The organism is Massilia sp. Se16.2.3 (genome assembly GCF_014171595.1).
GTDB lineage: Bacteria > Pseudomonadota > Gammaproteobacteria > Burkholderiales > Burkholderiaceae_D > Telluria.
The window spans coordinates 3,165,028-3,190,363 of record NZ_CP050451.1 but is presented as its reverse complement, the minus strand read 5'-3'; the positions used below and the strand labels follow the sequence as shown (position 1 = coordinate 3,190,363).

Below are 25,336 nucleotides of genomic sequence, written 5' to 3'. Positions count from 1 at the left end.
CATGAAAGCGGTCGCGGCCTGGGAAGCCCTGCGCGCGCCGCTGGCGGCAAGGCTCGATGCCGGCGATGCCACCGAACTGGCGGACGCGGTCGGCAGCCTGCGTTTCGAGCGCGCGGCCGCGCTGGTGCGGGCTATACTGGAGCCAAAGGGAGAAGCATGAGCTGGACCGACCTCGCACAGAGTGGACGCATCCTGGTCGTCGACGACGCGATGGAGAACGTCCAGATCCTGCACGGCGCGCTGCAGGACGAGCACGAGGTGCTGTTCGCGCTCGACGGCCCGCGCGCGCTCGAGCTGGCCGCCACGGCCCGGCCCGACCTCGTCCTGCTCGACGCCGCCATGCCCGGCATGGACGGCTACGCCGTGCTGCGCGCGCTGCGCGAGAATCCCGACACCTCGGACCTGCCGGTCATCTTCGTGACCGCCTTGAGGCGGCCCGAGGACGAAACCCGGGCGCTCGAAGCCGGTGCCGCCGACTTCATCGGTAAACCCGTGAACGCCGCCGTCGTGCGCGCCCGCGTGCGCACCCAGCTGACGGTGAAGCGCCAGGCCGACGCCCTGCGCGCCCTGACCCTGACCGACAGCCTGACGGGCGTCGCCAACCGGCGCGCCTTCAGCGAGCGCATCGAATCCGAATGGCGCCGCTGCGCCGGGCAGGGCTGCCGGTGGCACTGATCCTGGCCGACATCGACCACTTCAAACTCTACAACGACCGCTACGGCCACCAGGCGGGGACCTCTGCACGGAACAGGTGGCACGCGCGATGACCGACGCCGCCGCCCGCGCCCAGGGACATGGTGGCGCGCTACGGCGGCGAGGAATTCGCCATCCTGCTGCCCCAGGTCGATGCGTTCGGCGCCGAGGGCGTGGCCCGGCGCCTGCTCGCCGAACTGGACGCGCTGGCGATTGCGCACGCGGTCTCGCCCACCGCGCCAGTGCTCACCCTCAGCATGGGCATCGCCGCCATGGTGCCCGATGCCCGCGAGGCCAGCGCCACCCTCATCCGTGCCGCCGACGCCCTGCTCTACCAGGCAAAGGCGGAAGGGCGCAACCGCTACCGGAGGGCGGGCGCCACAGCCTGAGCGCGAAGAGCCTGCGGGAAGCGAGTGAAGCATGCTCCTCACCGCTGAGCGACGCACCCGGGCTGCAGTCCGGATTCGCATTCGCGCGCGCGGTGCTGCCGTTTTTGCAAAGTCCCGAGTTGACTCGGGTCGTTCCGCTGACCCTGGAAGGACAGCGCTGCAGCGTCATGCTGGTCAACGCCCGGTCGCGCCTGGGTGTGCGCATTTCGGATGGCACTCGACCGGCGATGCTCGAGATGACGACCGGGAACGAAGACGTCCTCACCAACTGGATCGGCGGGTCGACCACCTATTTCGCCAGGAGCGAGATCGCGCAATACGCGAGGATTGCGGCGGAAATGTATCTCAACGGTTGAGTATCCCATTGCCCGCCGTCGTACCGGCCGTCGCCGGAAGCGCGGTGCGACGCAATACGTCGCACGCGCGCTTACCCTGCATCCATGGCAAACGGGCGAGCTGCATGGCACGTCTGCCGACAGTACCAGGATCGCGCCCGGCCGACAGCGGCCAGGCCAGATGCCTGGCACGAAAGCCGCCAGCGACCACTCGTGCACTTTGTTTAACTACTGTTGCTACGAGACAGCTAATTTTGGACGTCATATTGCCGTAGGACTATGCCTACAGTAACCTATGCTCATGATCTCGAACTTCCAAATTTCCCTCGGCCTGCAGGTCTTGCGCGAGCGTAGCAAGATGTCTCCCCAGGACCTCGCCATTACCGCCGGACTCCCGCCAGACGAGGTGAGCCGCATCGAAGCGGGCGAAATCGGCCTGGATTATCTCACCGCAGCGCGCCTGACCCAGGTGCTTCGGGTCGGCCTGGCGGAGATCGCGACCGCCGCGCACGCGCTCGACCCGAAGATGGTCCGCGATCGCTACGAACAGATGAGCGCGCGTTCGCACGGGTCGCAAGGTCAAATCGCCTTGTTCACCTGAGAGCTGCCTGCCCCTTGAATTCGGCCGCGCCTCTCGCGTACCCGCCTCGAACAGATGAGAAAACTTGTCCAGACCCTGAATGAAGCGCATGCACGCGTTGACGACATTCGCCGGCATGCCGAAGGTCTTGATCCATGTTTGCTCCTTGAAGTCATGATGCTGACGGAGGCTGATTTTTCCGAACCGATGGACGGCGAAAGCTTGATCGCCGCATTGAAGAACGAGGGACTGCTCTGACGCGGGCCGCGCTTCGAACACCCATGACTTCGCGAGCGCTCCGATTCGGAGAACAGCTCGCGCCAACCAGTAAACATCCGTGCCTACCAATCTGACCGTCCTTCGCCAATGGACCATGCTGCGCCTGGTCCCCCGCGCCCCTGCGAAAGTCGCGGTGAAAGACTTGCAGCAGCAACTACGCGACGCCGATTTCAGGGTCAGCGCCCGCACGATCCAGCGTGACCTGATCGAGCTGTCCACGCTGTTTCCACTGATATCGGACGACCGGGAAAAACCCTATGGCTGGAGCTGGCAACGCGACGCGTCGAGCTTCGATCTGCCTGGGCTGTCCATTCCCGACGCGCTCACGCTGACGCTGGTCGAACAACATCTGTGCAACCAATTACCGCCCACCGCACTCGATGCCCTGCAGCCCCAGTTCCGCTCCGCCTCGCGGGTGCTGGGTGCGATGGATGAAACGGTGACGTCGAAGGCCTGGCTGAACAAGATACGGACGATCGCCCCGCTGCAGCCGCTGCAGCCTCCTGCCTTGAACGAAGACTGTCAACGCACCGTCTACACGGCCTTGATGAAGGATCTGCAGCTGACCCTGCGCTACAAGAAACGCGACGCGAAGGAAGCCACGCTGTATCCGGCAGTGCATCCCCTCGCCATCGTGCAGCGCGGCGGGATCATTTACCTGGTCTGCACGTTTGCAGGCCATGACGACGTTCGCACGCTCGCGCTCCACCGCGTACAGGAAGCGGGCCTCGTGTATGAAGAAGCGAAAAGAGACCCTGGCTTCGATGTGGATGCCTTCATCGCCTCGGGCGCATTCGGTTTCCTGACAGGGCCGCCCATTGTCTTGCGCGCGACCTTCCAGCGCGCGGTCGCCGAGCATTTATTCGAAACACCGCTCGCCCCCGATCAGTTGCTCGAGCCATGCCCGGACGGCTCGGTCCATGTAACCGCAACCGTGGCATCGACGCGTACACTCGTCTATTGGCTCACCGGGTTCGGGGCAGCGGTACAGGTGCACAGCCCGGCGACACTGCGTGCCGAGCTGAAGGACACTGCGCTGCGCATGGCTGCGAACTATTCCTGAGCTGCTCCCTACTGCCGAACAAGGTGCGCGTTAGCGGCAGGCCCGCGAACAGATCCAGCCAGCATGTCAGCAATGACCGGTGCAAGGGCATTGCCGTCCCGTTCGCGCCCGTTTAACCAACAAACAAAAAATCAGGAGCTTCCAATGCAGATGTACCGTGCAGTTTCTCGCGCCACTTTCGATCCAGCGCGCGAGCACAGGCCCCATCCAGGGGCACGCATGCCGGGCAATGTCCCGTATTTCGTCGACAACCTGTGGGAATTGACCCGTCCGGACGACAAGCCTTCGCGCCGCAAGGCCGTCTATGCAAGCCCGACGGTTGAACTGGCATTCGACGGCGCCGCCGGCGTCGGCCAGCCGCGCGAGGGATTCATCGTCTGCCGGGTGGAATGCAGCAGGCCGCCAAACATGTTCCAGTTGCCGGTAACGGATGCCCGTTATCATCCGGACGTCAAACGCCTGCAGAAACTGGTGCATGGGAAGCTGGGCGGCGCCGTCCCGCCCCCACTGAGCGACAGGCTTGCCCTGGCCCCCTTGTTCCTGCCCGGTATTGCCAGGCACGAATTGATGGCCGCGATGGAAGAGAACGGGGCTTTGCGTCAGCTGGTCGAGGAACTGGTGTCCAGGGTCACGCTATGGACCGACACCCCGGATCCCGTCCGGGGCGAACAGTTCTTCGAGCTCGACAAGGACAATAGCTACACCCTGCACGCCGTTTGAGTGCACACTAGCGCGGCCTTCCTGATCGGCCGCCCGTTGCCCGGCGACGCAGCCTGCAAGTCATGACGGCAGGCTGCGCCGATTGCGCAGCACGGCGTCGTATCGCTGGATGGAACATGGGCTGGTTACAAAGCGTCGGCGTCGATATCAGGATTCGACTGCTGCGCAGGCGATATCGCATCGGCAAGCCGCAGCCGCGCCTTACGGGCCCGGATCCGTGCAATGAGAGCATCGCGACCCGTGGGGAAGTCGGCGAAAGGCCTGGCATCGAATGGTGCGCCGCTCAGTCTTCCACATTCCGCCAGTGTCTCCATGGCCTCGAGGTCCCGCATCAGATCGCTCCTCGCGCGCAGGCCGACCTGCACGGCGTTCCACTTGCCCCCTGCCAGTAATCCGATGACATAAGCCGTCAGGATCTCGTATTCGTTTTCATGGTCGTCACGCGCCAATTCGCAGACGATAAAACAATCCTGGTCTGCGACCAGGACCTCTTCGGGAACGGTTCCCGGATTGAACAATTGTCCGTCATACCGGAGAACGACCACCCGCTTGCCTTCCACCCTTTTGAGCGCGACGACCCGGCCGTTTTCCCACAAGGTGTCGACCGGATCCGCTAGCGGCGAGACCGGCAATACGTCCACCAGGGCCGCGCGCACCGGTTCGACCTGAAGCAGTCGCGCTGTCGCTTTCGACAGGCAGGCCAGGGCGCCTGGCTTCGGTGCGTCGAACCTGTCGTGGGCCAGGTGAAAGACATCGGCAAGGATTGGTGCCGCGTCATCGATGACGCTCTGCGCAAGCTTCGGGTCGGACTGGCACAGCGTCCAATACCTGTCGATCTCCTCAAGCCGCGCCTGCTCGGCCTCCGCCAGCAGAAGGTCGAGTTCATGGTGTGACAGTGCAGAGATCTCCGGGAAATCGCTACTGCCCGGCTGGACGACACTCGGGGAATTGTTCGGTGACATAGGGTTCCAGGTAGCGTGGATTGGTTTGATCATTTGCGTCTCGGTGCACAAGCAAGGTGCGCCATGGCTGCCTGCCCTTGCGGTCGACAGACGCGGCAATGCGATCACGGTTTTCACGGACCGAAACACCAATCATAAAGATGGGTACGACAAACCATGTCACACGTCATCCAGCGCAGCGGACCAACGCATGGTGCGGCCAGCGGCCGCCATGACAAGATCGACAAGTTGTCGCATCCTGGCGACGACACCTGGTAGCGACATTGGTTGTCAAGCGGAAGGCAAGCATAATGAGGATAGTTCCACACGGCAACCATACAGCAGCCACCGCGCGCTGTTTCTTGTTACCGAGCGGCTCGACGACCAACCCTGCTGCATTCCCTTGCTCAAGGAATATCGCGAGATCCAATCGAAGGTCGTCGAGCTGCTCCGGGAAGGCGACCGCTGTGCCGAACAGATTCGAGGCCTTCGCAACCGCTAGTTCCGGTTGCTGGCGGGCCGGCCGATTCCGAACCTGGCCCGCGCTTGACGACGGCGGGCGCGCGCTTGCCGACGATTTTCCCGGCTAGCCGCCCTGCCCGGTCGACCGGCGCCGCATCATCGCCATCCCCTCGATCGTGCACACGGTCTCGCCACGCTGGTTGGTGGCGACCCAGGTCGACCACACCACGCCGCGGTCGGGCTTGGAGCTCGAGGCCTTGACTTCCTTCGTGATGTAGCGCAGCGACAGCGTGTCGCCGGCGCGCACCGGCTGGTGCCAGCGCACGCCGTCCAGCCCCGGCGAACCCATGCTCGCTTCCTCGAAACGCATGCCGTCGACCACCATGCGCATCATCATCGCGCAGGTATGCCAGCCGCTGGCGATCACGCCCTTGTAAATCGATTGCGCCGCCGCGTCGCGGTCGATGTGGAAGGGCTGGGGATCGAACTGGGTGGCGAACGCGATGATCTCTTCCTCCGTCACGCTGCGCTGGCCGAGTTCGATTTCCTGGCCGGGGACGAAGTCCTCGAAATACCATTGATCGCTCATGCGGCCTCCGCCTCGACGACACCCGTCGCAAAACCCGGCTGGGCGATGAAGCGCGCCAGGTGGTGGTCGCTGTCGCCCAGTTGCAGTTCGATGGCGGCCAGGCGCTTGAAGTAGTGCGCGGCGGGCAGTTCGTCGGTCACGCCCATGCCGCCATGGAGCTGCACCGCCTGCTGGCCGACGAAGCGGGCCGCCTGGTTGACGCGGTACTTCGCGGCCGAGACGGCGCGGCGGCGTTCGACCGGATCCGTGGCCGCCATCTTCACCGCCGCCAGCAGCGCCATCGAATGGGCCTGCTCGAGGTGGACGAACATGTCAGCCATGCGGTGCTGCAGGGCCTGGAACTTGCCGATGGGTGCACCGAACTGCTGGCGCGTCTTCAGGTAGTCCAGCGTCGCTTCGAACAGGGCTTCCATCGCGCCCAGCGCTTCGGCACACAGCAGCGCGGCGCCATAGTCGAGTGTCGCGTCGAGGATATCGGCACCCGCCGCCTCGTCGGCCAGCAGCTGCGCGCGCGTGAGCTGCACGCCGTCGAAGCGGATGTCGGCGGCGCGCTGGCCGTCGAGGGTGCGGTAGCCGGTGACCGTCACGCCGGGGGTATCGGCTGGCAGCACGAAGAGCAGCACGCCGCCGTGCTCGCGCTGGCCGCCGCCTTCACTGCCACCTGCGCGCGCCGAGACGATCAGCGCGCCCGCTTCAAAGCCGTGAATCACCACCTTCTTTTCGCCGCTAATCGTCCAGCCGTCGCCACTCGCTTGTGCGCGGGTGGCGATGTCGAACAGGTCGTGGCGCGACTGGCGTTCGCCCAGGGCGCAGGCCAGTTTCAGTTCGCCGCCGGCGACGCGTTCAAGAAGCTCGGCCGCAGCAAAGCCGGCTTGGGCACCCAGGCGCAGGAACTCGGCGCCCAGCACGGTGGCAAAATATGGCTCGACCACCAGGCCCCGGCCCAGTTCGCGCATCACGACGAACATGTCGACCGCGCTTCCTGAAAAGCCGCCATGCGCTTCCGCCACAGGCAGCGCCGTCATGCCCAGTTCGGCCAGGGTAGCCCAGGCCGCGTCGGAGACACCGGCCTGGGAGTGGATGATGGCGCGGCGCGCCTCGAAACCGTAGTCGCGGCCGATCCAGCGCTTGAGCGCGTCGGCGAACTGGAGCTGCTCGGGATTGAAATTGAAGTCCACTGTGCTCTCCTTACAGGCCCAGGATCATCTGGGAGATGATGTTGCGTTGGATTTCGTTCGAGCCGCCATAGATGGAGGTCTTGCGATAATTGAAGTAGTGCGCCAGCAGCGGCGCGGCCTCGTCGTCGCCGACCAGGCTGTGTTCGCGTTCGCCCTCGAGGTAGGCCGGGTCGAAAGGCAGCGCCATCGGCCCCACGGCTTCGACCATCAGCTCGGACAGCGCCTGCTGGATCTCGGTGCCACGCACCTTCAGTACGGACGCTTCCGGTCCCGGCGCCTGGTTCGGCCTGGCCAGCACGCGCAGCACCGTCATTTCCAGCGCCATCAGTTCGATTTCCAGGCTGGCCAGCTTCGCGGCGAAGAGCGGGTCCTCGATCAGCGGCAGCCCGCTCTTGTTTTCGCGCGCGGCCAGGGTTTTCACGAAGGCCAGCTCGCGCTTGGATCGGCCCACCGCGGCGATGCCGGTACGCTCGTGGCCGAGCAGGTACTTGGCATAGGTCCAGCCGCGGTTTTCCTGGCCCACCAGATTACTGGCCGGGACGCGCACGTTGTCGAAGAACACTTCGTTCACCTCGTGGTCTTCGTCCAGCATGATGATCGGGCGTACCGTGATGCCGGGGCTGTGCATGTCGATCAGCAGGAAGGAGATGCCCTCCTGTTTGCGTACGCCCGTGTCGGTGCGCACCAGGCAGAAGATCATGTCGGCATGCTGGGCCAGCGTGGTCCAGGTCTTCTGTCCGTTGACGAGGTAGTAGTCGCCGTCGGCGTCGGCATGGCGCACGGCCGTCGTTTTCAGCGACGCGAGGTCGGAGCCGGCGCCTGGCTCGGAATAGCCCTGGCACCACCAGTCCTCGCAGGACAGGATGCGCGGCAGGTAGTAGTCCTTCTGGGCCTGGCTGCCGAAAGCCATGATCACGGGCGCGACCATGTTCACGCCGAAAGGCATGATCTGCGGCGTGCCGGCGCGGGCGCATTCTTCTTCGAAGATGTGGCGCTGGGTGGCCGTCCAGCCCGGACCGCCGAACTCGACCGGCCAGCCGGGCGCGACCCAGCCCTTGGCGGCGAGGATCTTGTGCCAGCGGACGCTGTCTTCCTTGGACAGGCGCAGGTGCTTGCGCACCTTCTGCTGCAGGTCCGCAGGCAGCTCGGCATCCAGGAAGGCCCGCACCTCAATGCGAAATGCCAGGTCCTCGTTCGAATAATTCAGGTCCATTCCGTCTCCTTGTTTGCGCGCCAAAAAAGCACGATCGTTCACAAGGATTGTACCGGAAAGGGGGGCGATGTTGTCAAAGACCCGATGGGCGTTCGCCAGGGGTCCTCGGCCAGGAGCGGACCGCCCCTGCCGTTGCATTGCGCCACCGCTGGACGAGAAAAAAAGCGGCGCGCCCGTCCGGGTCGCGCCGCTTGCATAGCGCGCGCTTCAGCGTGCGCGGCGGCGGCGCAGGACGCCCATGCCGGCCACACCGGCGAGCAGCAGCGCGATGCTTGCCGGTTCGGGCACCTCGACGGCAATGGGCGCAACCGGCAAGGTCACGATACCGGGCACGGCGGGCACGGCCGGGGTGGCCGGAATCGCAGGCGTCGCCGGGATGCCCGGGCCATTCGGCACGGCTGGCGTCGCCGGCACTGCCGGGATGGCGGGGGTGGCTGGATTGATCGGCGCGATCTGTGCCGGCATCGGCTCCACGATGCGATCGGGACGTGCGATCTGCACGATATCGGCCTGGGCAGTACCGGCGGCGGCACAGACGAGGGCGAAAACGATGTGGCGAACTTGCATGGGCGACTCCTGTTATTGTGATGACAATGAATGCTCGGATACCGCTGTTGAGAGCGGGAAGTATTTACAAAGCAATATCATGCTAACACGGTGCCAATATGCGCCTGTTTCGATTGATTCTTGTTCTTAAATGAAAGAAAGCTTCCAAGAGGAAGCTTTCTTTTAGGGAAAACTGCTTTCCCGACCGCCGCCAGCCAGGATTACTCCGGGCGTGAGGTCGCCATGTAGGGCATGGTGCGGGAGGCCATCCGGGTATCGGTCTTGAGCATGCCCACTTCGTCGGCCAGGATATGCGCGGCCTCCTGCAGCAGCACATCCTTGGCATCCTTGGCGGCCTTCTCGGCCGCCAGCTCGGCCGACAGGGCGCGTTCGTCGGCCTGCAGGCCGTCGTCGCGCTGTGGCGTGTTGCGCGATGCGACGACGGCCTTGACCGGCTTGGTCGGCACCGGCACCTTGCTGCGGGCTTCCTTGCCGCCCGGCGCTGCCGCCGGCTCGTCCGTGTTCTCGCCCTTGCCCGCCGCCAGGCGCGCTTCACGCATGCGCGCACGCGCATCCTGGGCGTCGCGTTCCTTGCGGCGCACCGCTTCGTTCAGCGAAATCGCATTCTCCTTGCGCAGTTTCAGCACTTCCGCGATGTCTTCGCGCAGGTCCTGGAACTCCTTGTCCTTCGAGATGCGGGCTTCGTGGCGTTTCTGCAGCGGCCCCACCAGTTCCTTCAGGTCGCCGGCCGGCATGTAGTTGGCCGGCTTGATCGACACCCACGGCAGCGCGTTGTCGAACGAGGATTCGCCGAAGGCCTCCGGATCGGTGGTCACGGGCAGCTTGATGTCGGGCGTGACGCCGCGCAGCTGGGTGGTGCCGCCATTGATGCGGAAGAACTGGGCGATCGTCATCTTCAGTTCGCCGTAGCGCACTTTCTCGGACTGCGAGAAGCGGTCGAGGTCGATCAGGGTCTGCACCGTGCCCTTGCCGAAGCTCGGTTCGCCGATGACGAGGCCGCGGCCGTAGTCCTGGATGGCGGCGGCAAAGATTTCCGAGGCCGAGGCCGAACCGCGGTTGATCAGCACGCCCATCGGGCCGTCCCAGGCCAGGCCCGCCTTGGTGTCGGATTCGACTTCGACACGGCCCTCGGCGCTGCGCTGCTGCACCACCGGGCCCTTGTCGATGAAGAGGCCCGTCAGTTCGACCGCCTCGACCAGCGAACCGCCGCCGTTGTTGCGCAGGTCGATCAGCACGTTGTCGACCTTGTCTTTCTTGAGTTCGCCGAGGATGCGCTCGACGTCGCGCGTGGCGCTCTTGAAGTCCTTGTCGCCCTTGCGGCGCGCCTCGAAGTCCTGGTAGAAGGTCGGCAGCGAGATCACACCGATGCGGCGCGTCACGCCGCCTTCCCTGACCTGGATGATGGACTTCTTCGCGGCCTGCTCTTCCATGCTGATTTTCTTGCGCACCATCGAGACCGTCATGTGCTTGGCATCGACGCCGGCGTCGCCGGGGATGACGTCCAGGCGCACGGTCGAGCCCTTCTCGCCGCGGATCAATTGCACGACATCGTCGATGCGCCAGCCGAGCACGTCGACGAACGCCTTGTCACCCTGGGCGACGCCGACGATACGGTCGCCGACTTTCAGCTTGCCGGACTTGTCGGCCGGGCTGCCCGGCACGATTTCGCGGATCACGGTGTAGTCGTCGCGCGACTGCAGCACGGCGCCGATGCCTTCGAGCGAGAGGCGCATGGCGATATCGAAATTGTCCGCCGAGCGCGGACCCAGGTAATTGGTGTGCGGCTCGATGGCGGTGGCATACGCGTTCATGAACATCTGGAACACGTCTTCGTTGTTCAGCTTTTTCAGGCGCGAGATGTAGTTCTCGTAGCGCTTGTCGAGCGTGCTGCGGATGGCTTTCTCGTTCTTGCCGGCCAGCTTCAGGCGCAGCCAGTCGTTCTTGACGCGCTTCCTCCACAGGTCGCGCACTTCGTCTTCGCTTTTGGCCCAGGGCGCTTTTTCACGGTCGAGCTGCAGGGTTTCGTCGGCGGTGAAGTCGAGTTTGGTCTTGAGCAGGCTGCGCGCATAGTTCATGCGGTCGGTGAAGCGCTGCTGGTAGAGGTTGTAGACCGTGAACGGGACGGTCAGGTCCTCGTTGTTGATGGCATCGTCGAGCTTGGTGCGCATGGGCGTGAAGCGGTCGATGTCGGCCTGGGTGAAATACAGTTTTTCGCTGTCGAGGGTCTCGAAGTAATTGTCGAAGATCTTCTCCGACATCGCGTCGTCGAGCGGCATCGCCTTGTAGTGATAGCGCCCGAGCACGCGCGAAGCCCACAGGGCGGCCTGGGTCTGGGCCGCGACCGGCTTCATCTGGAGCGAGGGGGCTTTCTCGGGCTGCTGGGCGGTGACCGCGTGGGTCGACACGGCCAATGCCAGGGCGACCATCAACATCTGCTTCTTCATGTATGCGTTCTCCGAACGTGAATGCGAATCTTGGCTGAGAGCACCTGGCAACACCTCTGCCAGGCACTCAAAATCCGGATGGCAACTTCCTGCTGCCGCTCCGGACCGGCGCCGGATACCAGTGGTATCGACGGCGAGCGAACCCATTCTACAGGATGACGCAAGCGCGCAGAGCCGCAAGATACGCTTGCGCGGCGCCGGATTAAGGCTGGCTTAAGGGCACGCCGCGAAAAATTTTATGAACGGAAATAGAGTCGATGCCACTCGGTCAAGAGCGCCCCGCCCAGGCCAGGCCGTTGCGGCGCCGCGGCCGGCTACAGGAACGGCAAAACGCCGCGTCCCCAGTACAGGCCGGCCACGGCAGCGCCGACCAGCAGCCAGGGCCAGGAACGCGCCGCCAGGCGCCAATCCACCGGGGACGGCCAGAACGACAGGAACTGTGGCGCGAGCAAAACGGCCAGCAGCAGGTCGAGCGGCATGAAATGCCAGCCCGGGCGAGTGCGCCAGGCGGCGACGCCCAGCGGCAACAGCAGGATGAGCAAGGGTGCCAGCGCCGCCGGCGCCGCGTTGTACCAGCGCAGGTTGGCAAAGCTGACCGAGCCGAGCTCCCAGACCTTCCCCTTGCGCTTGGGGAAGAGGTCGATGGCGACCGGTTCGGCATTGGTGAGCAGGCCCACGCCGAAATGCGCCAGCTCGTGGCACAGGGTGCCGGGTGCGGTCAGCAGGAAGAACGCCGGATGGGCACTGCTGAGCATCCAGAACAGGAAAGCGAGCGCGGCCGACGGAACCAGGTAGAGCAGGATGTCGCTCAGCGCTGCGCCATGGCTGCACAGGAACGCAGGCAGCACGGCCGTGCAGGCCGCCAAGGCGCTCATTTCAGATGTTCAGCCAGCGTAGAAGCAGCGGCCGCAAGCCTGGCGGTAGCTCTCGTTGCCGCCAATGCTGACCTGCTCGCCCTCGCGGATGCGGCGCCCTGCCGTGTCGACGCGGATGTTCATCGTCGCCTTCTTGCCGCAGGTGCAGATGTTCTTGATTTCCTCGATGTCGTCGGCCAGCGCCAGCAGGTAAGCCGAGCCGGGGAACGGTTCGCCGCGAAAATCGCTGCGCAGGCCGTAGCAGATCACGGGCACGCCGCGCACTTGCGCCAGCTGGTGCAATTGCTGGACCTGGACGGTGGTGAGGAACTGGGCTTCGTCGACCAGCACGCAGGCAACGGCCGGGGCCTGGGCCAGGAAATCGGTGTGCGCGTCGAAGGTGTCGACCTCGCGCTGGGCGCCGAGACGCGAGGTGATCAGGCCGACGCCGTAGCGGTTGTCGATCGCGGCGGTGTAGAGCTTGACCTGCTGGCCCTGCTCTTCATAATTGTGTGCCACTTGCAGCAGCGCCGTCGACTTGCCGGCGTTCATCGCCGAATACCTGAAATAGAGTTTTGCCACTGCCTGCCCACGCCGAAAGAGAATCGCGAAATTATAGCGCGGCGGCAATCACCGGCGCCAGCTCAGCCGTTGTCCTTCTTGCCCACGGCGCGCGCCGGATTGCCGACGACAGTCGCGCCCGCCGGCACGTCGCGCGTGACGACGCTGCCGGCGCCGACGATGGCATCGTCGCCGATCGTCACGCCCGGCAGGACGATGGCGCCGCCGCCGATCCAGACATTGCGGCCGATGGTGACGGGCACGCCGCGTTCCAGGCCGCTGCGGCGCACATCGGGCTCGCGCGGGTGGTCGGCCGTGTAGATCTGCACGGCCGGCCCGATACGGGTGTCGTCGCCGATGGTCACGCGCGCCGTGTCCGGATCACGCAGTTGTAGTTGAGGAAGACGCCGGTGCCGAGGTGGATGTTGAAGCCGTAGTCGCAGTAGAACGGCGGACGCAGCATGGCGCCCTCGCCCACCGCGCCGAGACGCTCCGCTGCCAGCGCATGCCAGGCGGCGGCCGGTTCGCCGATCGCCGCGTTATAGCGCGCCAGCCAGGCCGCGCAGGCTTCCAGCTCGACCTGCAGCTCGGGCGCGCTCGGGTGGTAGAGCTCGCCGGCTGCCATCTTGTCCTTTTCGCTGCGCGTCATCGCGTCTCCCGTTGGCCGGGGTGGTATTTGCGCTCGAGCTGCTTCTCGATGTCCTGCTTGTAGAACAGCACATCCTTGAACTCGCCGCGGCTGTACATCTCCGCCTGGTCGGCGAAATGCTTCGAGGCAGGGTTGCCGCTCTGCCCGCCCGCGAGAATGCTTTTCGCGCGCAGCTTCGGGCCGAACTCGACGACGGCGACAAAACTGTTGCCGCGGTCGCCATAAATCCGTTTCGTCTTCTGTTTGGCCACCATGCCGAAGGACGCCAGCGAACCCCAGGTGGCCGAGGTGAAGGCGACCGGGTAGCTCGGTTTGCTGTCGTCGTATTGCTGGTCGATGGCGCCGCTGGTGCGCTGGAAACGGTTGATCTCGCCCCAGGGCGTTTGCCAGGTGCCGAAGTCGGCCGTCAATTTCGTCGTCGCCCGTTCCAGCGCGCCCAGGCGTTCGCCGGCGCCAATGCGCGTGGTGATGTAGTCCACGGTCGGCAGGCCGGCCGCGCGTGCCTGCGGGTCCGCGGCGGCCACCATCTCCTGGCCCCAGTAGACGGCGAGCGAGGTCGGCACGGATGCTGCGCCAAAGCGCAGGTCCCAGCCGCGCAGGGCCGCCACTTGCGGCGCCAGCGCCGCCTTGCGCGGGTCGCTCGCCGGCAGGGCTTCGAAGTCGCGCACCAGCTGGGGCACCAGCGGCTCGAAAGCCGTGAGATAGCTGTCGTAGGCGGTGGCGATCAGGCTGTCGAGCGTGAGCCCTTTCGCGTCTTTCAGCACGCGTTCGGCGTGGACGCCGCGCGCGTTCTCAGGCAGCGACCACATGTAGGCCGGGTAGTCCTGGCGTTTCGGGCTGTTCGCGCCGGAGGACGAGAACGGCCAGTTGTTCGTGTTCGAGATGTAGCCGCTGGCCGGATTGAACAGCGTGATCGTGTCCTTGATATCGTGCAGGCCCTGCCATTCGGTGGCGGGGTTGCTGCCGTCCACGGGTTTGGTCCAGTCGAAGCGCGGGTCGCGTTTCGGGATGAAGTTGCCGTGGAAGTAGGCAATATTGCCGTCGCCGTCGGCATACACGGTGTTGTTCGAGGAATTCGTGCGCAGCTCCATCGCCTTGTAGAAGGCGGCGTAATTCTTCGCCTTGGTGCGCGAGTAGGACTGGGTCAGCGCCTTGACCGGCTCGTCCATCATTCTGACGGCCACCCACTTGCCGTTCTCGCTGCGGATGATGGGGCCGTGGTGGCTGAACCAGGCCGTGACGGTGCGGCTGGCCATTGTTCCGTCAGCCTGCTTGTAGGGTAGCGTGACCGGCACGGCGCGCATCGCGCGTTCCCCGTCGCCGTACTTGTAGAAGACCTTGCCATCGCGCTCCGTCACGGTTTCCAGGTATTCGTCGATGACGTCGCCGCCGCCTGAGGTGTGCATCCAGCCGGCGCGCTCGTTGAAACCCTGGTAAATGAAGAACTGGCCCCAGGTAACGGCGCCATAGGCATTCAGGCCCTCGTCGCTCACCATGTGGATTTCAGGGCGGAAGTAGAAGGAGGTGTGCGGATTGATCAGGAGCAGCGGGTGGCCTGATTTGCTCAGCTTCGGCGCGATGGCGAAGCCATTCGAGCCGCGCGGCTCCTCGTCGTGCACGTTGCGGTTGTCGGCAAGCTTCGGTTCGCCGCGCCCCCCGTAGAAGGCTTCCAGGTCTTTCAGCGCGATCTCTTCGATGTCGCCGCCGATGCTGCCTTCGGAAAAAGCAAGCGCCATCCAGGGCTCGAAGCGCGTGATCAGCTTCGGTTTGACTTCCGGATGGGTGTGCAGGTAGAAGTTCAGGCCGTCGGCGAAACCGACCATCAGCTGTTTCAGCCAGGCCGGGCTGGCGGCATACTTGGCCTGCAGGTCGCTTGGGGTGATGTAGAGCTTCATGCGCAGGTCGCGCCAGATTTCGCGCTCGCCCTCGACTTCGGCCAGGCGCCCCATCGCGTTGATGTAGTTCATTTCGACGCGGTTGAAATCGTCCTCGGCCTGGGCGTACAGCATCCCGAAGACGGCATCGGCATCCTTCTTGCCGAACACGTGGGGAATGCCCCATTTGTCGCGCAGGATGGTCACGCGCGCCGCGCTCTTGCGCCAGCGGGCCAGGTCGGCGGAGGCAGGCGCTTCCCGCTTTGCCAGCGGGGCGGTCCCGGCCAGCGCGGTGGATGGAGCGAAGGCGGGAACGAAAGCGGCCAGGGTGGCGCCGAACAGCGCCGGTGACAGGTAGCGGGACAGCGACATGCGTGATCTCCTTTGTTGTTGTCGTTCGAGGCCGGCCCCTGGCGTCAAGCCCCGGCGGCGGCCAGCTTCTGCTTGAGGATGTCGTTCTCGGTCAGCAAGGTGGCAAGCCGGTCCTTGAGCGAGGCAATCTCGGCGCGCAGGGCCAGCTTTTCGTCGACCGGCTCGCCGTCCGGCCCCAGCTTCTTCGGCTTGCTGGCCATCTTCTGCTCGCGCACCTGGCGCGCGGCCTGCTGCAACTCCTTGCGCCCGCCCGCCACCGCGGCGATCTGCATTTCCTGCGGCAGCTGGGCAACGTTCGCCGCCGCGTTGATCGAGATGGTGCCGCTGCGCACCGCCTCGACCAGCTGGGGCGTGGCCGCCTTCTGGATGCGTTCGATCTGGCTGATGGTGTTGCTCGACACCCGCGCCGCCTTGGCGACTTCCTCGCGCGTGTTCCAGGGCGGCGGCGGCCGGCTGTCCATGTCGTCCGGGTTTGGTGCGGGCGGTTCGTCGGCCAGCTTCTGGGCCATGCGCGCGCTGACGATTTCCTTCTTGCGCAGGGCCAGCAAACCGCGCTGGAAGTCCGACACGCTGCGCCGCGCCAGGTGGTTGTCGATCATCCACAGCATCACGTCCTCGATGGACGCGAAGTTGTTGTTCTGGACGGTGCGGAATTCGATGCCGTGCCTGCGGCAGATGTCGTAGCGGTTATGGCCGTCGATCAGGGTGTCGCCCCAGAGCACGAGGGCGTCGCGGCAGCCCTCGGCCAGCAGGCTGCGCTCGAGCGCGGCGTATTCGATGTCGGTCAGCGGGTCCACGAAGGCCCGCAGCTGGTCGTTGATGGTGATGTTCAATGTCGTTCCTTGTACTTCTTCCGGTGGCGCCCTGCTGATGCTTGCGCCGGGGAGCATGCTACACCATTCGCTGGCTCGGCCGTAGCCGAATGCCGTGCCCCGCTGTCGACGAAACTGACAGCGGGACACCGCCGGCGACGACGCGGCCGCATAAATAATTGATACTAAAAGTTAATTTTCTGTTGGCACGAAGGTTGCTCCACGACGTGGCTCAACCACAAAGGACAACAATCATGCTCAAAAGACTTTTCGCCTTTGCAGCCACCGCCCTGTTGTCGCTCAACGCATCAGCCAGCTACGTGCAATGGAACGTCAGCAGCCCCGAACTGTACGGTTATATCGTCCAGAACGAAGAAGACTTGTCGATAGCCTACTTCGACCTGACTGTCGGCAATGCCAATGAGAGCGTGCATAATTTTTCACCAAACGGCTATTCGGATATCGAGCGGGTCAGTGCGCGCTACAACAACCGCGGACCGTCGCTGTTCGAGATCGGCGACGAAGACACGGAAGGCTTGTCTTACCATATCTGGTTTAACTTCTCCGGGACAAATTCGCCAGATACGTTCCGCTTCATTTCGTACTATTCATTCAAGCAAGTCTGATCGCCTTTTCCTTGGTACACGCTCCAGCCGAACGTGCGCTACCCGTCCGGGTATGTCACCCGTGGCGAGGTGGATCCTGGCATGGTTGCGATGCTCGACTGGTACTTGGAAAACACGGATGGGGAGCGCTACAACGACCTGTTGCGTCACGTTGTGCCGAAGCAGCATGCTATTGCTGAGCCAGCGAGCCTGGCCCTCTTCGCCCTGGGTGCTGCAGGCCTGGCTGGATGTTCGCGCCGCCGGAAAACGGCATGAGGGCACGCGGGCGATTGTGCTTGTGTGAGGCCACTGCCGTGCTGCACCGCACCGCGCGCGGGGCGCAGGCATGCTGGTGCCCGGAGCCGGGATCGAACCGGCACGCCATTTCTGGCACGGGATTTTAAGTCCCGGGTGTCTACCAGTTTCACCATCCGGGCAGCGGCCGCGATTCTAGCACAGGCGCAGGGAAATCAGGATCAAAGGTGCAACATTGCCCGGCGGCGCGAGGGCGACGGACGAAAAAAACGGGGCGCGTGCGCCCCGTCGATGGTACCGGCTGCCGCGCCTCAGCGCGCCGGCAGCGCCAGCGGTGCCGGGTCTGCCCTGCCCGCTGGCGGCTGCGCCGCGTCGATGCGGAACTCGCCAACGAGCGCCACCAGGGGTCGCGGCCTGCTGCTGCAGGCTTTCCGTGGCCGCCGAGGCCTGCTCGACCAGGCCGCGTTCTGCTGGGTCACGTCGTCCATCTGACCGATGGCGCTGTTGACCTGGCCGATGCCGTTGCTCTGCTCGACGCTGGTCGCGCTGATCTCGCTGACGATGTCGCTCACGCGGCGCACGCTCTCGACCACCTGGCGCATCGTCTCGCCGGCTTCGGCGACCAGCATCGAGCCCTCGCCGACCTTGTCGACCGAGTCGCCGATCAGGCCCTTGATTTCCCCGGCAGCAGCGGCGCTGCGCTGGGCCAGGTTGCGCACCTCGCTGGCGACGACGGCAAAGCCGCGGCCCTGCTCGCCCGCCCGTGCCGCTTCCACGGCCGCGTTCAGGGCGAGGATATTGGTCTGGAAGGCAATGCCGTCGATGACGGAAATGATGTCGACGACCTTGCGCGACGACATCTCGATCGAGGCCATGGTCTCGACCACCTGGCCGACCACCTCGCCGCCACGCTGGGCAACGCTGGACGCGGACTCGGCCATCTGGTTGGCCTGGCGCGCGTTGTCGGCGTTCTGGCGCACGGTCGAGGTCAGTTCTTCCATCGATGCCGCCGTTTCCTCCAGCGCGCTGGCCTGCTGCTCGGTGCGGGCCGACAGGTCGGCGTTCCCCGGCGGATCTCGCCGCTGGCCAGGGCCACGCTGTCCGAACTCGTACGTACGCGGCTGAGTACGCCCTGGATCTTGGCCACGAAGCCATTGAAGCCGGCCGCAATGATGGCCAGTTCGTCCTTGCCGCGCACTTCCAGGCGCGCGCTCAGGTCGGCATTGCCGCCGGCCAGGCCCGACATCGCCGTGGCGAGCGTGCGCAGGGGACGCATCATGCGGTTCAGCAGCGTCACCTGCAGGAAAGCTGCCAGCAGCGCGCAGGCGACCGAGACCAGTGCTGCGTAGGTGGCCAGCTCGCGCGCCGATGCGGTGGCGACTGCATGCGGGAAGCTCAGCGCCACCGCCCGGGGTGCCATGCCGGGGCCGACACGCAGCGGCTGCAGCAGGCGCACGGTGTTGGTGGCGTCGACGAATTCATAGGGCTTGCCCGGCGAATGCTCTCCAGTGCCGCTTCGGGGATGTCGGCCGCCTTCTTGCCCAGGCGCGCCGCGTCCGGGTGGCTGGCGTACAGGCCGCCGTTCGAGACCAGGGTCAGCACGCCACCCTCGATCACCTTCATGTCGCCCAGGATGGCGCCCAGGGTCGCCACCTGGAAGTCGGCGCTGACGGTGCCCTTGAAGCCGCCGTCCATGATGACCGGCGCGACCATCGAGGCCATCAGCACGTCCTTTCCGTTGATCGGATACACGTAGGGCTCGGTGAAGTGCTTCTTGCCGCTTGCCTTCGGGATGTCATACCAGTCGTTCGCGCCGGGCGTGGTCGTGAACACGATCGGCTCGATGCCGATGCCGCCATTCGCAGCCCGCGTGTAGTAAGGCATGTAGCGGCCGCTGTCGTCGTAGTGCGGCTTCTTGCCCGCATACTCGGCGTCCTTGCCGTCGTAGGCATTCGGCTCGAAGGTGACGGCCGCACCGATCAGGTCGGGCGAACCGAGCACCAGCGAGCGGGTCATTTCGCCGATCTGCTCGCGCGCCAGCGCGTGACCGGCGCCGTGGGTTGTGCTGAGCTGGCTCGCGAGCGTATCGACCGCGGCGAAGTTGGCGCCGATGCGCGCCTGCAGCACGCGCCGGCCGCTTCGCGCGCCGAGGTGCGCGCCAGTTCCATCGCGGTCCGTTCGGCCGACGCGCTGTTCTTCACGGCGATGAAGCTGGAAGTCAGGACCAGGCTGAGGATACCGAGGGCGGTGGCGCTGGCGCAGATGCGCGCGTTCAGCGACAGCGTGGAAAGGAAGGCGAAGCGGCGTGGCTTGGATGCTGTGGTGTTCATGATCGTATCAAGGTGGGAGACGTTCAGAAGGTCCGCGTCAGGCTGACGACGAAGGTATTCTTGGCCGGGTTCGAAAAGGCAATGTGCCCGGACGTGTCCGGCACGCCCGTGGTGTAGCTGTCGTAGGCGTGGGTGGCGCCGAATGCACGGGTGAAGGCGGCGGCGCCGCTCCAGCCGCCCGTGAACTTGCGCGTCACGCCGATCTTGACGTCGCGCCAGTTCCAGTAATCGTTGCCGGCGCCGGCGACGCGGCCCTCGCCCGCATGCAGGTTGAGCGTGGTGGCGTGGCCGAGGTCGACGTTCGCGCCACTGTCGAGGTAGCCGGTGCCGCGCGCATTCGTGATGCCGAAGAAGTCGCGCGTGAAGGTGACGTTGTACTTGGCGTAGAGCGCCTTGTAGGCCAGGCCGGCCGACACTTCGCCGTAGTTGAAGCGGGTGCCGGTCGCCTTGATCAGCGCGCCCGGGTAGGCGTAGTAATAGGCCATCAGGCTGACCCCGAGCGGACCGGCGGTGCCGCTGTAGCCGCCGTACAGGTCGACCTCAAACCTCGCGCCCTCGACATAGCGGCGGCTGACGTTCGAGGCCCAGGCACCGGCCGACCAGCCGCTTGCGTGCGCATAGTCGACCCCGGCCTGCGCCGCCGGCTTGCCCCAGGTCTGGCGAAAGCCGCGCGAGACGTACTGGGAGGCGATGGTGGTGTTGAACGACAGGGGCGAGACGACTTCCGTCGTCGGCGTGGGGGTATCGGCTTCCGTGGCGAAGGCGGGAGCGCCGAGAAATAACAGGGCAAGCCACGCGTACGGCATGCGCTGATGTGCGGTCGTGTTCATGGTGGTGGGGGTAGGCGCGGTAGCGCTGCAGGAGAAGAAAGAAAGAAAGAATTCCGTGAGGCAAATTTCTTGAGCGAATTTTAGAACGGCGCGCTAGCCAATCCGCGCTTTCATGGCAGGATGAAAATCGCTTTTTCTCGCCTCTGCTTCATCCGCGCAACACTGTGAATCTTGTGTCATGCGCGCCTGACAAGGAGTGTGGCAAGGGCGGCATGACAGGCTGACAAACCCACTCTGCGCAATGGCTGGGCGTCCAGGTGTCGGAAATATTGACACCCCGGTGCACCGGGCCATCCCGGGCGCCGCTAAGTCCTTGATACCGATGGTTTCCGGACTGGTGGCATGGCCGTTGCTTGAAAACAGCCGTCTTTCCCCACGCCCTCAGGCAGCCATGATCAAGAAACTGATTGCACTGGCAGCGACCACGCTGTTTTCCCTCGACGCATCCGCAGGCTATATCCAGTACGACCTCAGCGGGAATGGCATCTCCGGCTACGTCGTCCAGCACGACGACGACCATTCGATCGCCTTCTATCAGATCTTCATCGACACCGAACGGGCCTATGCGCGCTTCGCCGCCGCACATGGCGAAGACAACATTACGGGCGCCACTACCCGGTTCGGCGATGGCGGCCCGACGAATTTCGCCGCCTTCGACAGCCTGAGCCGGGTCTATGTCTACAACATCGCCCTCGACTACCAATCCACCGGCAGCGCAGGCGTGTACCGCTTTTCGGCGCGCTACTCCCAGCGCGAGCATCCGGAGTACGCGAACGACCCGTGGGCCGGAGAGCTGGTGCCACTGGCCCTGCGCTTTAGCGGTACCGCGCGCGTGACGGCGGTCGACCCCGGCCTGGTGAATTTCATCGACGGCGAAGGCGGTTATCCCGATGGACTGACGCGTCTCGTGCCCGCGCCCGTCGCCGTGCCGGAACCGGCCGGCCTGGGTCTGCTCGGGCTGGGCCTGGCGGCGCTGGCCGCGGCCCTGCGCAGGCGCAGCCCGGCACGCTAGGGGAAGTCCTCCCGCGCCGGCCTGCTTGCCTGGACCGGCGCGGCGCGCGTGCCAGGCGTCGTTTGCGCACCCCTGCGTGTGCGCAAACGACGCCGTCGCGGTCCTGGCGATACTCCACGTCGCTTGCTGCGTCCGGGCACGCGACGGCGATGGCAGCCCTGCCCGCGGCTCGGCGGCGCCGCTCATCCGTATGGCGCGCTACGATGGTGGGCGCCTGGCCGGTGCGCCAATGCGCCGCGGCCAGCCATTCGACGAGGACACGATGACGACCAATGCGATGCCTTTCACCCCTGCCCTCGGGGCACGCCGCCGCAGCCTCTACCTGCGCGTGCACGGCTGGGCGGCACTGATCGCCTCGCCTTTCATCCTGCTCGCCACCCTGACGGGGCTGCTGTACATCTTCACGCCCCAGTTCGAGGCGCGCCTGTACGCGTCGCTGGAGCGGGTGACGCCCGCCGGCCCGATGCGCGCCCTCGAGCTGTCCTTGGCCGCAGCCGAGGCCGCCGCACCCCACGGGTATCGGGTGCGCTCGGTCTTGCTCCCGGCAAGTCCGGGGCGCGCGCTCGAGGTGCTGATGGCGCCAGGGGGCGCGGGTGCGGCGCACGCACACCACGGCGGCGCACCGGCAGCAGCGCCGTCGGGCCCGCTGACCGTCTTCGTCGATCCGTACACGGCGCGCGTGCTGGGCACCCAGGCACCCGACGCACGCCTCGCCGAGGGGGCGCGCAGGCTGCATTCACGCCTGCTGCAGGGAGACGGCTGGCGCTGGATGATCGAACTGGCCGCCAGCTGGCTGCTGGTCATGCTCGTCACCGGCGCCTGGCTGTGGTGGCCGCGGCCGGGGCAAACGGGCCTGCCGCGTGCGGGCAAGACAGGCCGGGCCGCCTGGCGTCAGTGGCATGCTGTTTCCGGCGTCGCACTCGGCGTGCTGAGCCTCGTCATCGTCGCCACCGGTATCACCTGGAGCCAGTACGCGGGCGTGCAGGTGCGCAAGTTGCGCGATGCCGCCGGCCAGGCCTCGCCCCAGGCGCCGCGCCACCTGCATTCGACCCCCACAGGCGCGCCGCCCCTCGGCTGGGAAGCGGCATCGCGGCGCGCGCAGTCGCTCGCCGCCCCCGGCGCGCCGCTTGCTCTCAAGCTCAGCCCACCCGAAGGTGCGCACGGCGTCTGGCACGCGACAAGCAGCGACACGGCCCGGCCACTTGCGCGCTTCGACCTGCTGTTCGACGCCTACAGCGGCACGCTGCTGTACCGCTCGGGCTGGAGCGAAGCCACCGCCTTCGGCCAGGCAACGGCGCTCGGCATCCCTTTCCACCGCGGCGAGTTCGGACTGTGGAACCAGTTGCTGCTATTGCTGTTCGGCCTGGGCGTGCTGTTTTCGCTGGTATCGGGCTGGGTGATGTATTTCAAGCGCATGCGCCCGGCCGGGCTCGGCCTGCCGGCGCTCCTGCCCGGCGCGCCTGGCGCGCGGCCTCGCCGCTGGCGCTGCTCACCGCGGCCGGGCTGTGCGCGCTGATGCCGCTGCTGGCGCTGTCCGGCGCCATCCTGCTGGTGCTGGAAGTGTTGCTATTCAAGGGAGGACGGCGCGCGGACTTGCCGGCCTGAGCCGCTGTAAACGCGCGGCAGGGCCGGGCGCACGGCGGCTTCAATGGGGACAGCGGCCTCAGCTGCCCTGGTAGATCAGCACCGCGCACGCGGCCGCGCCGAGCACCAGCAAGCCATACAGGAAATAGCGCATCGCCGTCGCCAGGCCGGTGACGGCCTTGTTCGCATCCTCGTTCAGCATGCCGCGTTTGCGGCTGCCGTTGAGCAGCATGGCAATGAAGAGGAAGCCGAGGAACAGCAGCAGGACAAACTTCATCGGTGGCCTTTCATGTTCGCCCCGGCGTGCGTGGCAGGGTGTTTCAGGTGTGGGCCAGCGCCAGTGCGAGCGCCACGATGGACACGACGACCCCCGCGGCGGCCACGAAACCGACCAGGTTCAGGCGCTCGCGTGCCGCTTCCATCTTCGCAATCAGCTGGGCGTTCTGGTCGGCCAGTTCGGTGATCAGGCGCGATGCGTCGCGCACCTGCCCATGCAGCTGGGCCATGGTCGCCTCATGCTGCTCGATACGCGCGGCCAGCAACGCGATGTCTTCCTCGGGCGGCAGGTGGGCCATCGCCTCGCCGAGGTCGGGCTGCGGCGCCGGGCCGGGCTTCCTCCCGACAGTGTCCCACAGCCTGCGCGCACCGTTGGCCACCTGCGGCGCGGCCGCGATCACATCGCTCCAGGGAACGGACTTCAATACCTTCAGCCAGGGTAGCGCCATCTCGACTCCTTCTCTTCCCGATCTCGATCCCATCATTGGGAACAGGCTTCAGGATAGCACCGGTGCGCAGGCGGGGCGTTCCGCAGCCGCGTCGCGTGCCGTGCGCTCGGGGGTTTTGCAGTACCATGATCCCATGTGTGGACGATTTGACCAGAGCCAAACGGCCCGATACTACGCCAACGTCTTCGGCTGGGCCGATGCCGTGTACGACAGCGAGTCCGCGCCCGCCTATAACGTGTCGCCAGGCACCTACCGCCCCTTGATGCACATCCAGGACGGCGAGCGCCGCATCGACGACGTTTTCTGGAGCTACCGTGCCAAGTGGGCGGAAGGCAAGCTGCCGATTTCGATCAATGCGCGGCTCGACAAGCTCACCAACCGCTACTGGAGCCGCCTGCTGAAGAACGGGCGCGCAATCGTGGCGGCCGAGGGCTGGTACGAATGGACGGGCGAAAAAGGCAAGAAGCAGCCCTGGCATATCCACCGCAAGGACCGCGCGCCGCTGTTCATGCTGGCGCTGGCCAACTTCGGGCCCTATGAGGAAAACCGTGCCGAAGCCGGGTTCGTGCTGGTCACCGACGCCGCCGGCGAAGGCATGCTCGACATCCACGACCGCCGCCCGGTGGTGCTCAGCGCGCAGGACGCTGCACTCTGGCTCGATCCCGCACTCCCGCCCGAAGGCGCCCTCGAACTCGCCCGCAATGCTGCGCTGCCGCCCGATGCCTTCGAATGGTTCAAGGTGACGCCCGAGGTCAACCGCGCGGGGGCGAACAGCCCGCAAATGGCAACACCGATGCCGGAGTAAACCTGCGCCTGGGAGCACAACCGCAGGCCATGCGCCGGCGGACTGCCGCGATGGCGCCGGTTTGGCCAGGTTCCCCGGTGCGGGACTTACTCGAGGATCGTCAGCAGCGCCACCAGTCCCAGCGACAGACCGATGATGACGCCCGCGCGCTGGCGCAGGCGCTCGCCGCGTTCGAGCACTTGCTTGGCGACACGCCGGCGCGGACGCAGCGGGCCAGTTTCGGTGTCATGTGCTTGTTGCGTATCTTGTTTCATATTCATCTCTACGATATCCATGGGGCGTCCCCGAAAGTGCGGAAAATGTGGATGCTGGCCGTTGCGGGCCGCTGGTAGCCTGGCGTGCTCGGGCGCGACGATTGCTCGTCGGCCGAGCTCAGGCAAGCCGGGCGAGATGCTCGGAGAGAGACTTGCGCATGCGCCCCTGCGGGCGGCCGCAAAAGACAACGGCGCGGGCAAGCGCCGCGCCGTCGAAGGACGTAAAACCGAGGAACTTGTGTTGCAGGTTGCGTGACATGCCAGGTACCGTGTTCGATCCGCCTCAGGAGCGCCGGCCCGCAGCGCGGCGCCACCGGGACGTCCGCCCCGACCTGCGACTTGAAAGAATTGATTCTACACG

General features: G+C 65.6%; 29 protein-coding genes, 1 tRNA gene and 2 pseudogenes. 13 read left to right on the top strand and 19 right to left on the bottom strand.

The genetic code is table 11. From position 1 onward, the window contains the following. The first annotated feature begins 1 nt into the window (after window position 1). The 8 genes and pseudogenes from G4G31_RS14600 to G4G31_RS14570 all read left to right on the top strand — a co-directional run bounded on the left by G4G31_RS14600 (window position 2) and on the right by G4G31_RS14570 (window position 4,059). On the top strand, window positions 2-160 hold the full coding sequence (locus G4G31_RS14600) for a hypothetical protein (protein WP_182988290.1): 159 nt from the start codon (window positions 2-4) through the stop codon (window positions 158-160). Then, window positions 157-675 carry a response regulator gene (locus tag G4G31_RS26255; RefSeq protein WP_229425001.1) on the top strand — a complete coding sequence of 173 codons (519 nt, stop codon included), beginning with the start codon at window positions 157-159 and terminating at the stop codon, window positions 673-675. The genes G4G31_RS14600 and G4G31_RS26255 overlap by 4 nt, the downstream gene beginning before the upstream one ends. Further along, window positions 636-1,082: pseudogene (locus tag G4G31_RS26250) on the top strand (diguanylate cyclase domain-containing protein). The gene G4G31_RS26255 and the pseudogene G4G31_RS26250 overlap by 40 nt, the downstream one beginning before the upstream one ends. 119 nt (window positions 1,083-1,201) lie before the next feature. After that, window positions 1,202-1,438 (top strand): hypothetical protein, encoded by a 237-nt coding sequence (locus G4G31_RS14590; RefSeq protein ID WP_182988289.1) that lies wholly within the window; start codon window positions 1,202-1,204, stop codon window positions 1,436-1,438. A 274-nt stretch (window positions 1,439-1,712) separates the two neighbouring features. Further along, complete coding sequence (locus tag G4G31_RS14585; RefSeq protein ID WP_182988288.1) at window positions 1,713-2,018, top strand: helix-turn-helix transcriptional regulator; 306 nt, start codon at window positions 1,713-1,715, stop codon at window positions 2,016-2,018. Between the two features lie 54 nt (window positions 2,019-2,072). After that, entirely contained in the window at window positions 2,073-2,255 is a 183-nt protein-coding gene (locus G4G31_RS14580) for a hypothetical protein (protein ID WP_182988287.1), read from the top strand. 79 nt (window positions 2,256-2,334) lie between these two features. Next, window positions 2,335-3,339 (top strand): YafY family protein, encoded by a 1,005-nt coding sequence (locus G4G31_RS14575; RefSeq protein ID WP_182988286.1) that lies wholly within the window; start codon window positions 2,335-2,337, stop codon window positions 3,337-3,339. A gap of 219 nt (window positions 3,340-3,558) precedes the next feature. After that, entirely contained in the window at window positions 3,559-4,059 is a 501-nt protein-coding gene (locus G4G31_RS14570) for a hypothetical protein (RefSeq protein WP_182988285.1), read from the top strand. A 125-nt stretch (window positions 4,060-4,184) separates the two neighbouring features. Here G4G31_RS14570 and G4G31_RS14565 read toward each other — a convergent pair whose 3' ends face one another. From G4G31_RS14565 to G4G31_RS14510, 12 genes are all read right to left on the bottom strand, one after another. Continuing rightward, on the bottom strand, window positions 4,185-5,054 hold the full coding sequence (locus G4G31_RS14565) for a hypothetical protein (protein WP_182988284.1): 870 nt from the start codon (window positions 5,052-5,054) through the stop codon (window positions 4,185-4,187). 532 nt (window positions 5,055-5,586) lie between these two features. Beyond that, a complete protein-coding gene (locus G4G31_RS14560; RefSeq protein WP_182988283.1) occupies window positions 5,587-6,051 on the bottom strand; it encodes a MaoC family dehydratase in 465 nt (154 codons plus the stop codon). Further along, window positions 6,048-7,229 carry an acyl-CoA dehydrogenase family protein gene (locus G4G31_RS14555; protein WP_182988282.1) on the bottom strand — a complete coding sequence of 394 codons (1,182 nt, stop codon included), beginning with the start codon at window positions 7,227-7,229 and terminating at the stop codon, window positions 6,048-6,050. Before G4G31_RS14555 ends, G4G31_RS14560 begins: the two co-directional genes overlap by 4 nt. A gap of 10 nt (window positions 7,230-7,239) precedes the next feature. Next, window positions 7,240-8,442, bottom strand: coding sequence for an acyl-CoA dehydrogenase family protein (locus tag G4G31_RS14550; RefSeq protein ID WP_182988281.1), 1,203 nt, complete (start codon window positions 8,440-8,442; stop codon window positions 7,240-7,242). A gap of 207 nt (window positions 8,443-8,649) precedes the next feature. Next, window positions 8,650-9,009: a PEP-CTERM sorting domain-containing protein gene (locus G4G31_RS26245; RefSeq protein ID WP_229425000.1), complete on the bottom strand. Its 360-nt coding sequence runs from the start codon at window positions 9,007-9,009 to the stop codon at window positions 8,650-8,652. Between the two features lie 200 nt (window positions 9,010-9,209). Next, window positions 9,210-11,453, bottom strand: a complete 2,244-nt coding sequence (locus G4G31_RS14540; protein ID WP_182988279.1) for a carboxy terminal-processing peptidase — start codon at window positions 11,451-11,453, stop codon at window positions 9,210-9,212. A gap of 314 nt (window positions 11,454-11,767) precedes the next feature. Continuing rightward, window positions 11,768-12,328: a hypothetical protein gene (locus G4G31_RS14535; RefSeq protein WP_182988278.1), complete on the bottom strand. Its 561-nt coding sequence runs from the start codon at window positions 12,326-12,328 to the stop codon at window positions 11,768-11,770. Window positions 12,329-12,337: 9 nt separating this feature from the next. After that, a complete protein-coding gene (locus G4G31_RS14530) occupies window positions 12,338-12,859 on the bottom strand; it encodes a thymidine kinase (RefSeq protein WP_374011313.1) in 522 nt (173 codons plus the stop codon). A 92-nt stretch (window positions 12,860-12,951) separates the two neighbouring features. Beyond that, complete coding sequence (locus G4G31_RS28440) at window positions 12,952-13,233, bottom strand: DapH/DapD/GlmU-related protein (protein ID WP_308621514.1); 282 nt, start codon at window positions 13,231-13,233, stop codon at window positions 12,952-12,954. Next, complete coding sequence (locus G4G31_RS28435; protein WP_182988276.1) at window positions 13,230-13,517, bottom strand: maltose acetyltransferase domain-containing protein; 288 nt, start codon at window positions 13,515-13,517, stop codon at window positions 13,230-13,232. The genes G4G31_RS28440 and G4G31_RS28435 overlap by 4 nt, the downstream gene beginning before the upstream one ends. Then, complete coding sequence (locus tag G4G31_RS14515; RefSeq protein WP_182988275.1) at window positions 13,514-15,763, bottom strand: penicillin acylase family protein; 2,250 nt, start codon at window positions 15,761-15,763, stop codon at window positions 13,514-13,516. Before G4G31_RS14515 ends, G4G31_RS28435 begins: the two co-directional genes overlap by 4 nt. Window positions 15,764-15,807: 44 nt before the next feature. Continuing rightward, window positions 15,808-16,596: a hypothetical protein gene (locus G4G31_RS14510; RefSeq protein WP_182988274.1), complete on the bottom strand. Its 789-nt coding sequence runs from the start codon at window positions 16,594-16,596 to the stop codon at window positions 15,808-15,810. 233 nt (window positions 16,597-16,829) lie between these two features. Here G4G31_RS14510 and G4G31_RS14505 point away from each other — a divergent pair, with 233 nt between their 5' ends. Both G4G31_RS14505 and G4G31_RS14500 read left to right on the top strand, forming a co-directional pair. After that, entirely contained in the window at window positions 16,830-17,201 is a 372-nt protein-coding gene (locus tag G4G31_RS14505) for a hypothetical protein (protein WP_182988273.1), read from the top strand. Window positions 17,202-17,282: 81 nt separating this feature from the next. Continuing rightward, window positions 17,283-17,456 carry a PEP-CTERM sorting domain-containing protein gene (locus tag G4G31_RS14500; protein ID WP_182988272.1) on the top strand — a complete coding sequence of 58 codons (174 nt, stop codon included), beginning with the start codon at window positions 17,283-17,285 and terminating at the stop codon, window positions 17,454-17,456. A 74-nt stretch (window positions 17,457-17,530) separates the two neighbouring features. On the opposite strand, the gene G4G31_RS14495 is transcribed toward G4G31_RS14500, so the two are convergent. From G4G31_RS14495 to G4G31_RS14470, 3 genes and pseudogenes are all read right to left on the bottom strand, one after another. Next, a tRNA-Leu gene (locus G4G31_RS14495) sits at window positions 17,531-17,617 on the bottom strand. 129 nt (window positions 17,618-17,746) lie between these two features. Further along, window positions 17,747-19,765, bottom strand: a pseudogene (locus G4G31_RS27880) (methyl-accepting chemotaxis protein). 23 nt (window positions 19,766-19,788) lie between these two features. Continuing rightward, complete coding sequence (locus tag G4G31_RS14470) at window positions 19,789-20,595, bottom strand: TorF family putative porin (RefSeq protein WP_229424999.1); 807 nt, start codon at window positions 20,593-20,595, stop codon at window positions 19,789-19,791. Window positions 20,596-20,986: 391 nt separating this feature from the next. Here G4G31_RS14470 and G4G31_RS14465 point away from each other — a divergent pair, with 391 nt between their 5' ends. Further along, window positions 20,987-21,607 (top strand): PEP-CTERM sorting domain-containing protein, encoded by a 621-nt coding sequence (locus tag G4G31_RS14465; RefSeq protein ID WP_182988268.1) that lies wholly within the window; start codon window positions 20,987-20,989, stop codon window positions 21,605-21,607. Between the two features lie 190 nt (window positions 21,608-21,797). After that, window positions 21,798-23,123: a PepSY domain-containing protein gene (locus G4G31_RS14460; RefSeq protein ID WP_229424998.1), complete on the top strand. Its 1,326-nt coding sequence runs from the start codon at window positions 21,798-21,800 to the stop codon at window positions 23,121-23,123. Between the two features lie 147 nt (window positions 23,124-23,270). On the opposite strand, the gene G4G31_RS14455 is transcribed toward G4G31_RS14460, so the two are convergent. Both G4G31_RS14455 and G4G31_RS14450 read right to left on the bottom strand, forming a co-directional pair. After that, a complete protein-coding gene (locus G4G31_RS14455) occupies window positions 23,271-23,468 on the bottom strand; it encodes a hypothetical protein (RefSeq protein ID WP_182988267.1) in 198 nt (65 codons plus the stop codon). Between the two features lie 43 nt (window positions 23,469-23,511). Next, window positions 23,512-23,916 (bottom strand): hypothetical protein, encoded by a 405-nt coding sequence (locus tag G4G31_RS14450; RefSeq protein ID WP_182988266.1) that lies wholly within the window; start codon window positions 23,914-23,916, stop codon window positions 23,512-23,514. 133 nt (window positions 23,917-24,049) lie between these two features. On the opposite strand from G4G31_RS14450, the gene G4G31_RS14445 reads away from it, so the two are divergent. Further along, a complete protein-coding gene (locus tag G4G31_RS14445; protein ID WP_182988265.1) occupies window positions 24,050-24,721 on the top strand; it encodes an SOS response-associated peptidase in 672 nt (223 codons plus the stop codon). An 86-nt stretch (window positions 24,722-24,807) separates the two neighbouring features. Here G4G31_RS14445 and G4G31_RS14440 read toward each other — a convergent pair whose 3' ends face one another. Continuing rightward, window positions 24,808-24,981, bottom strand: a complete 174-nt coding sequence (locus tag G4G31_RS14440) for a hypothetical protein (RefSeq protein WP_210283909.1) — start codon at window positions 24,979-24,981, stop codon at window positions 24,808-24,810. Window positions 24,982-25,093: 112 nt separating this feature from the next. Then, the gene (locus tag G4G31_RS14435) at window positions 25,094-25,234 is read right to left on the bottom strand and encodes a hypothetical protein (protein WP_182988263.1); all 141 of its coding nucleotides are present in this window, start codon (window positions 25,232-25,234) and stop codon (window positions 25,094-25,096) included. Between the last annotated feature and the right edge of the window lie 102 nt (window positions 25,235-25,336).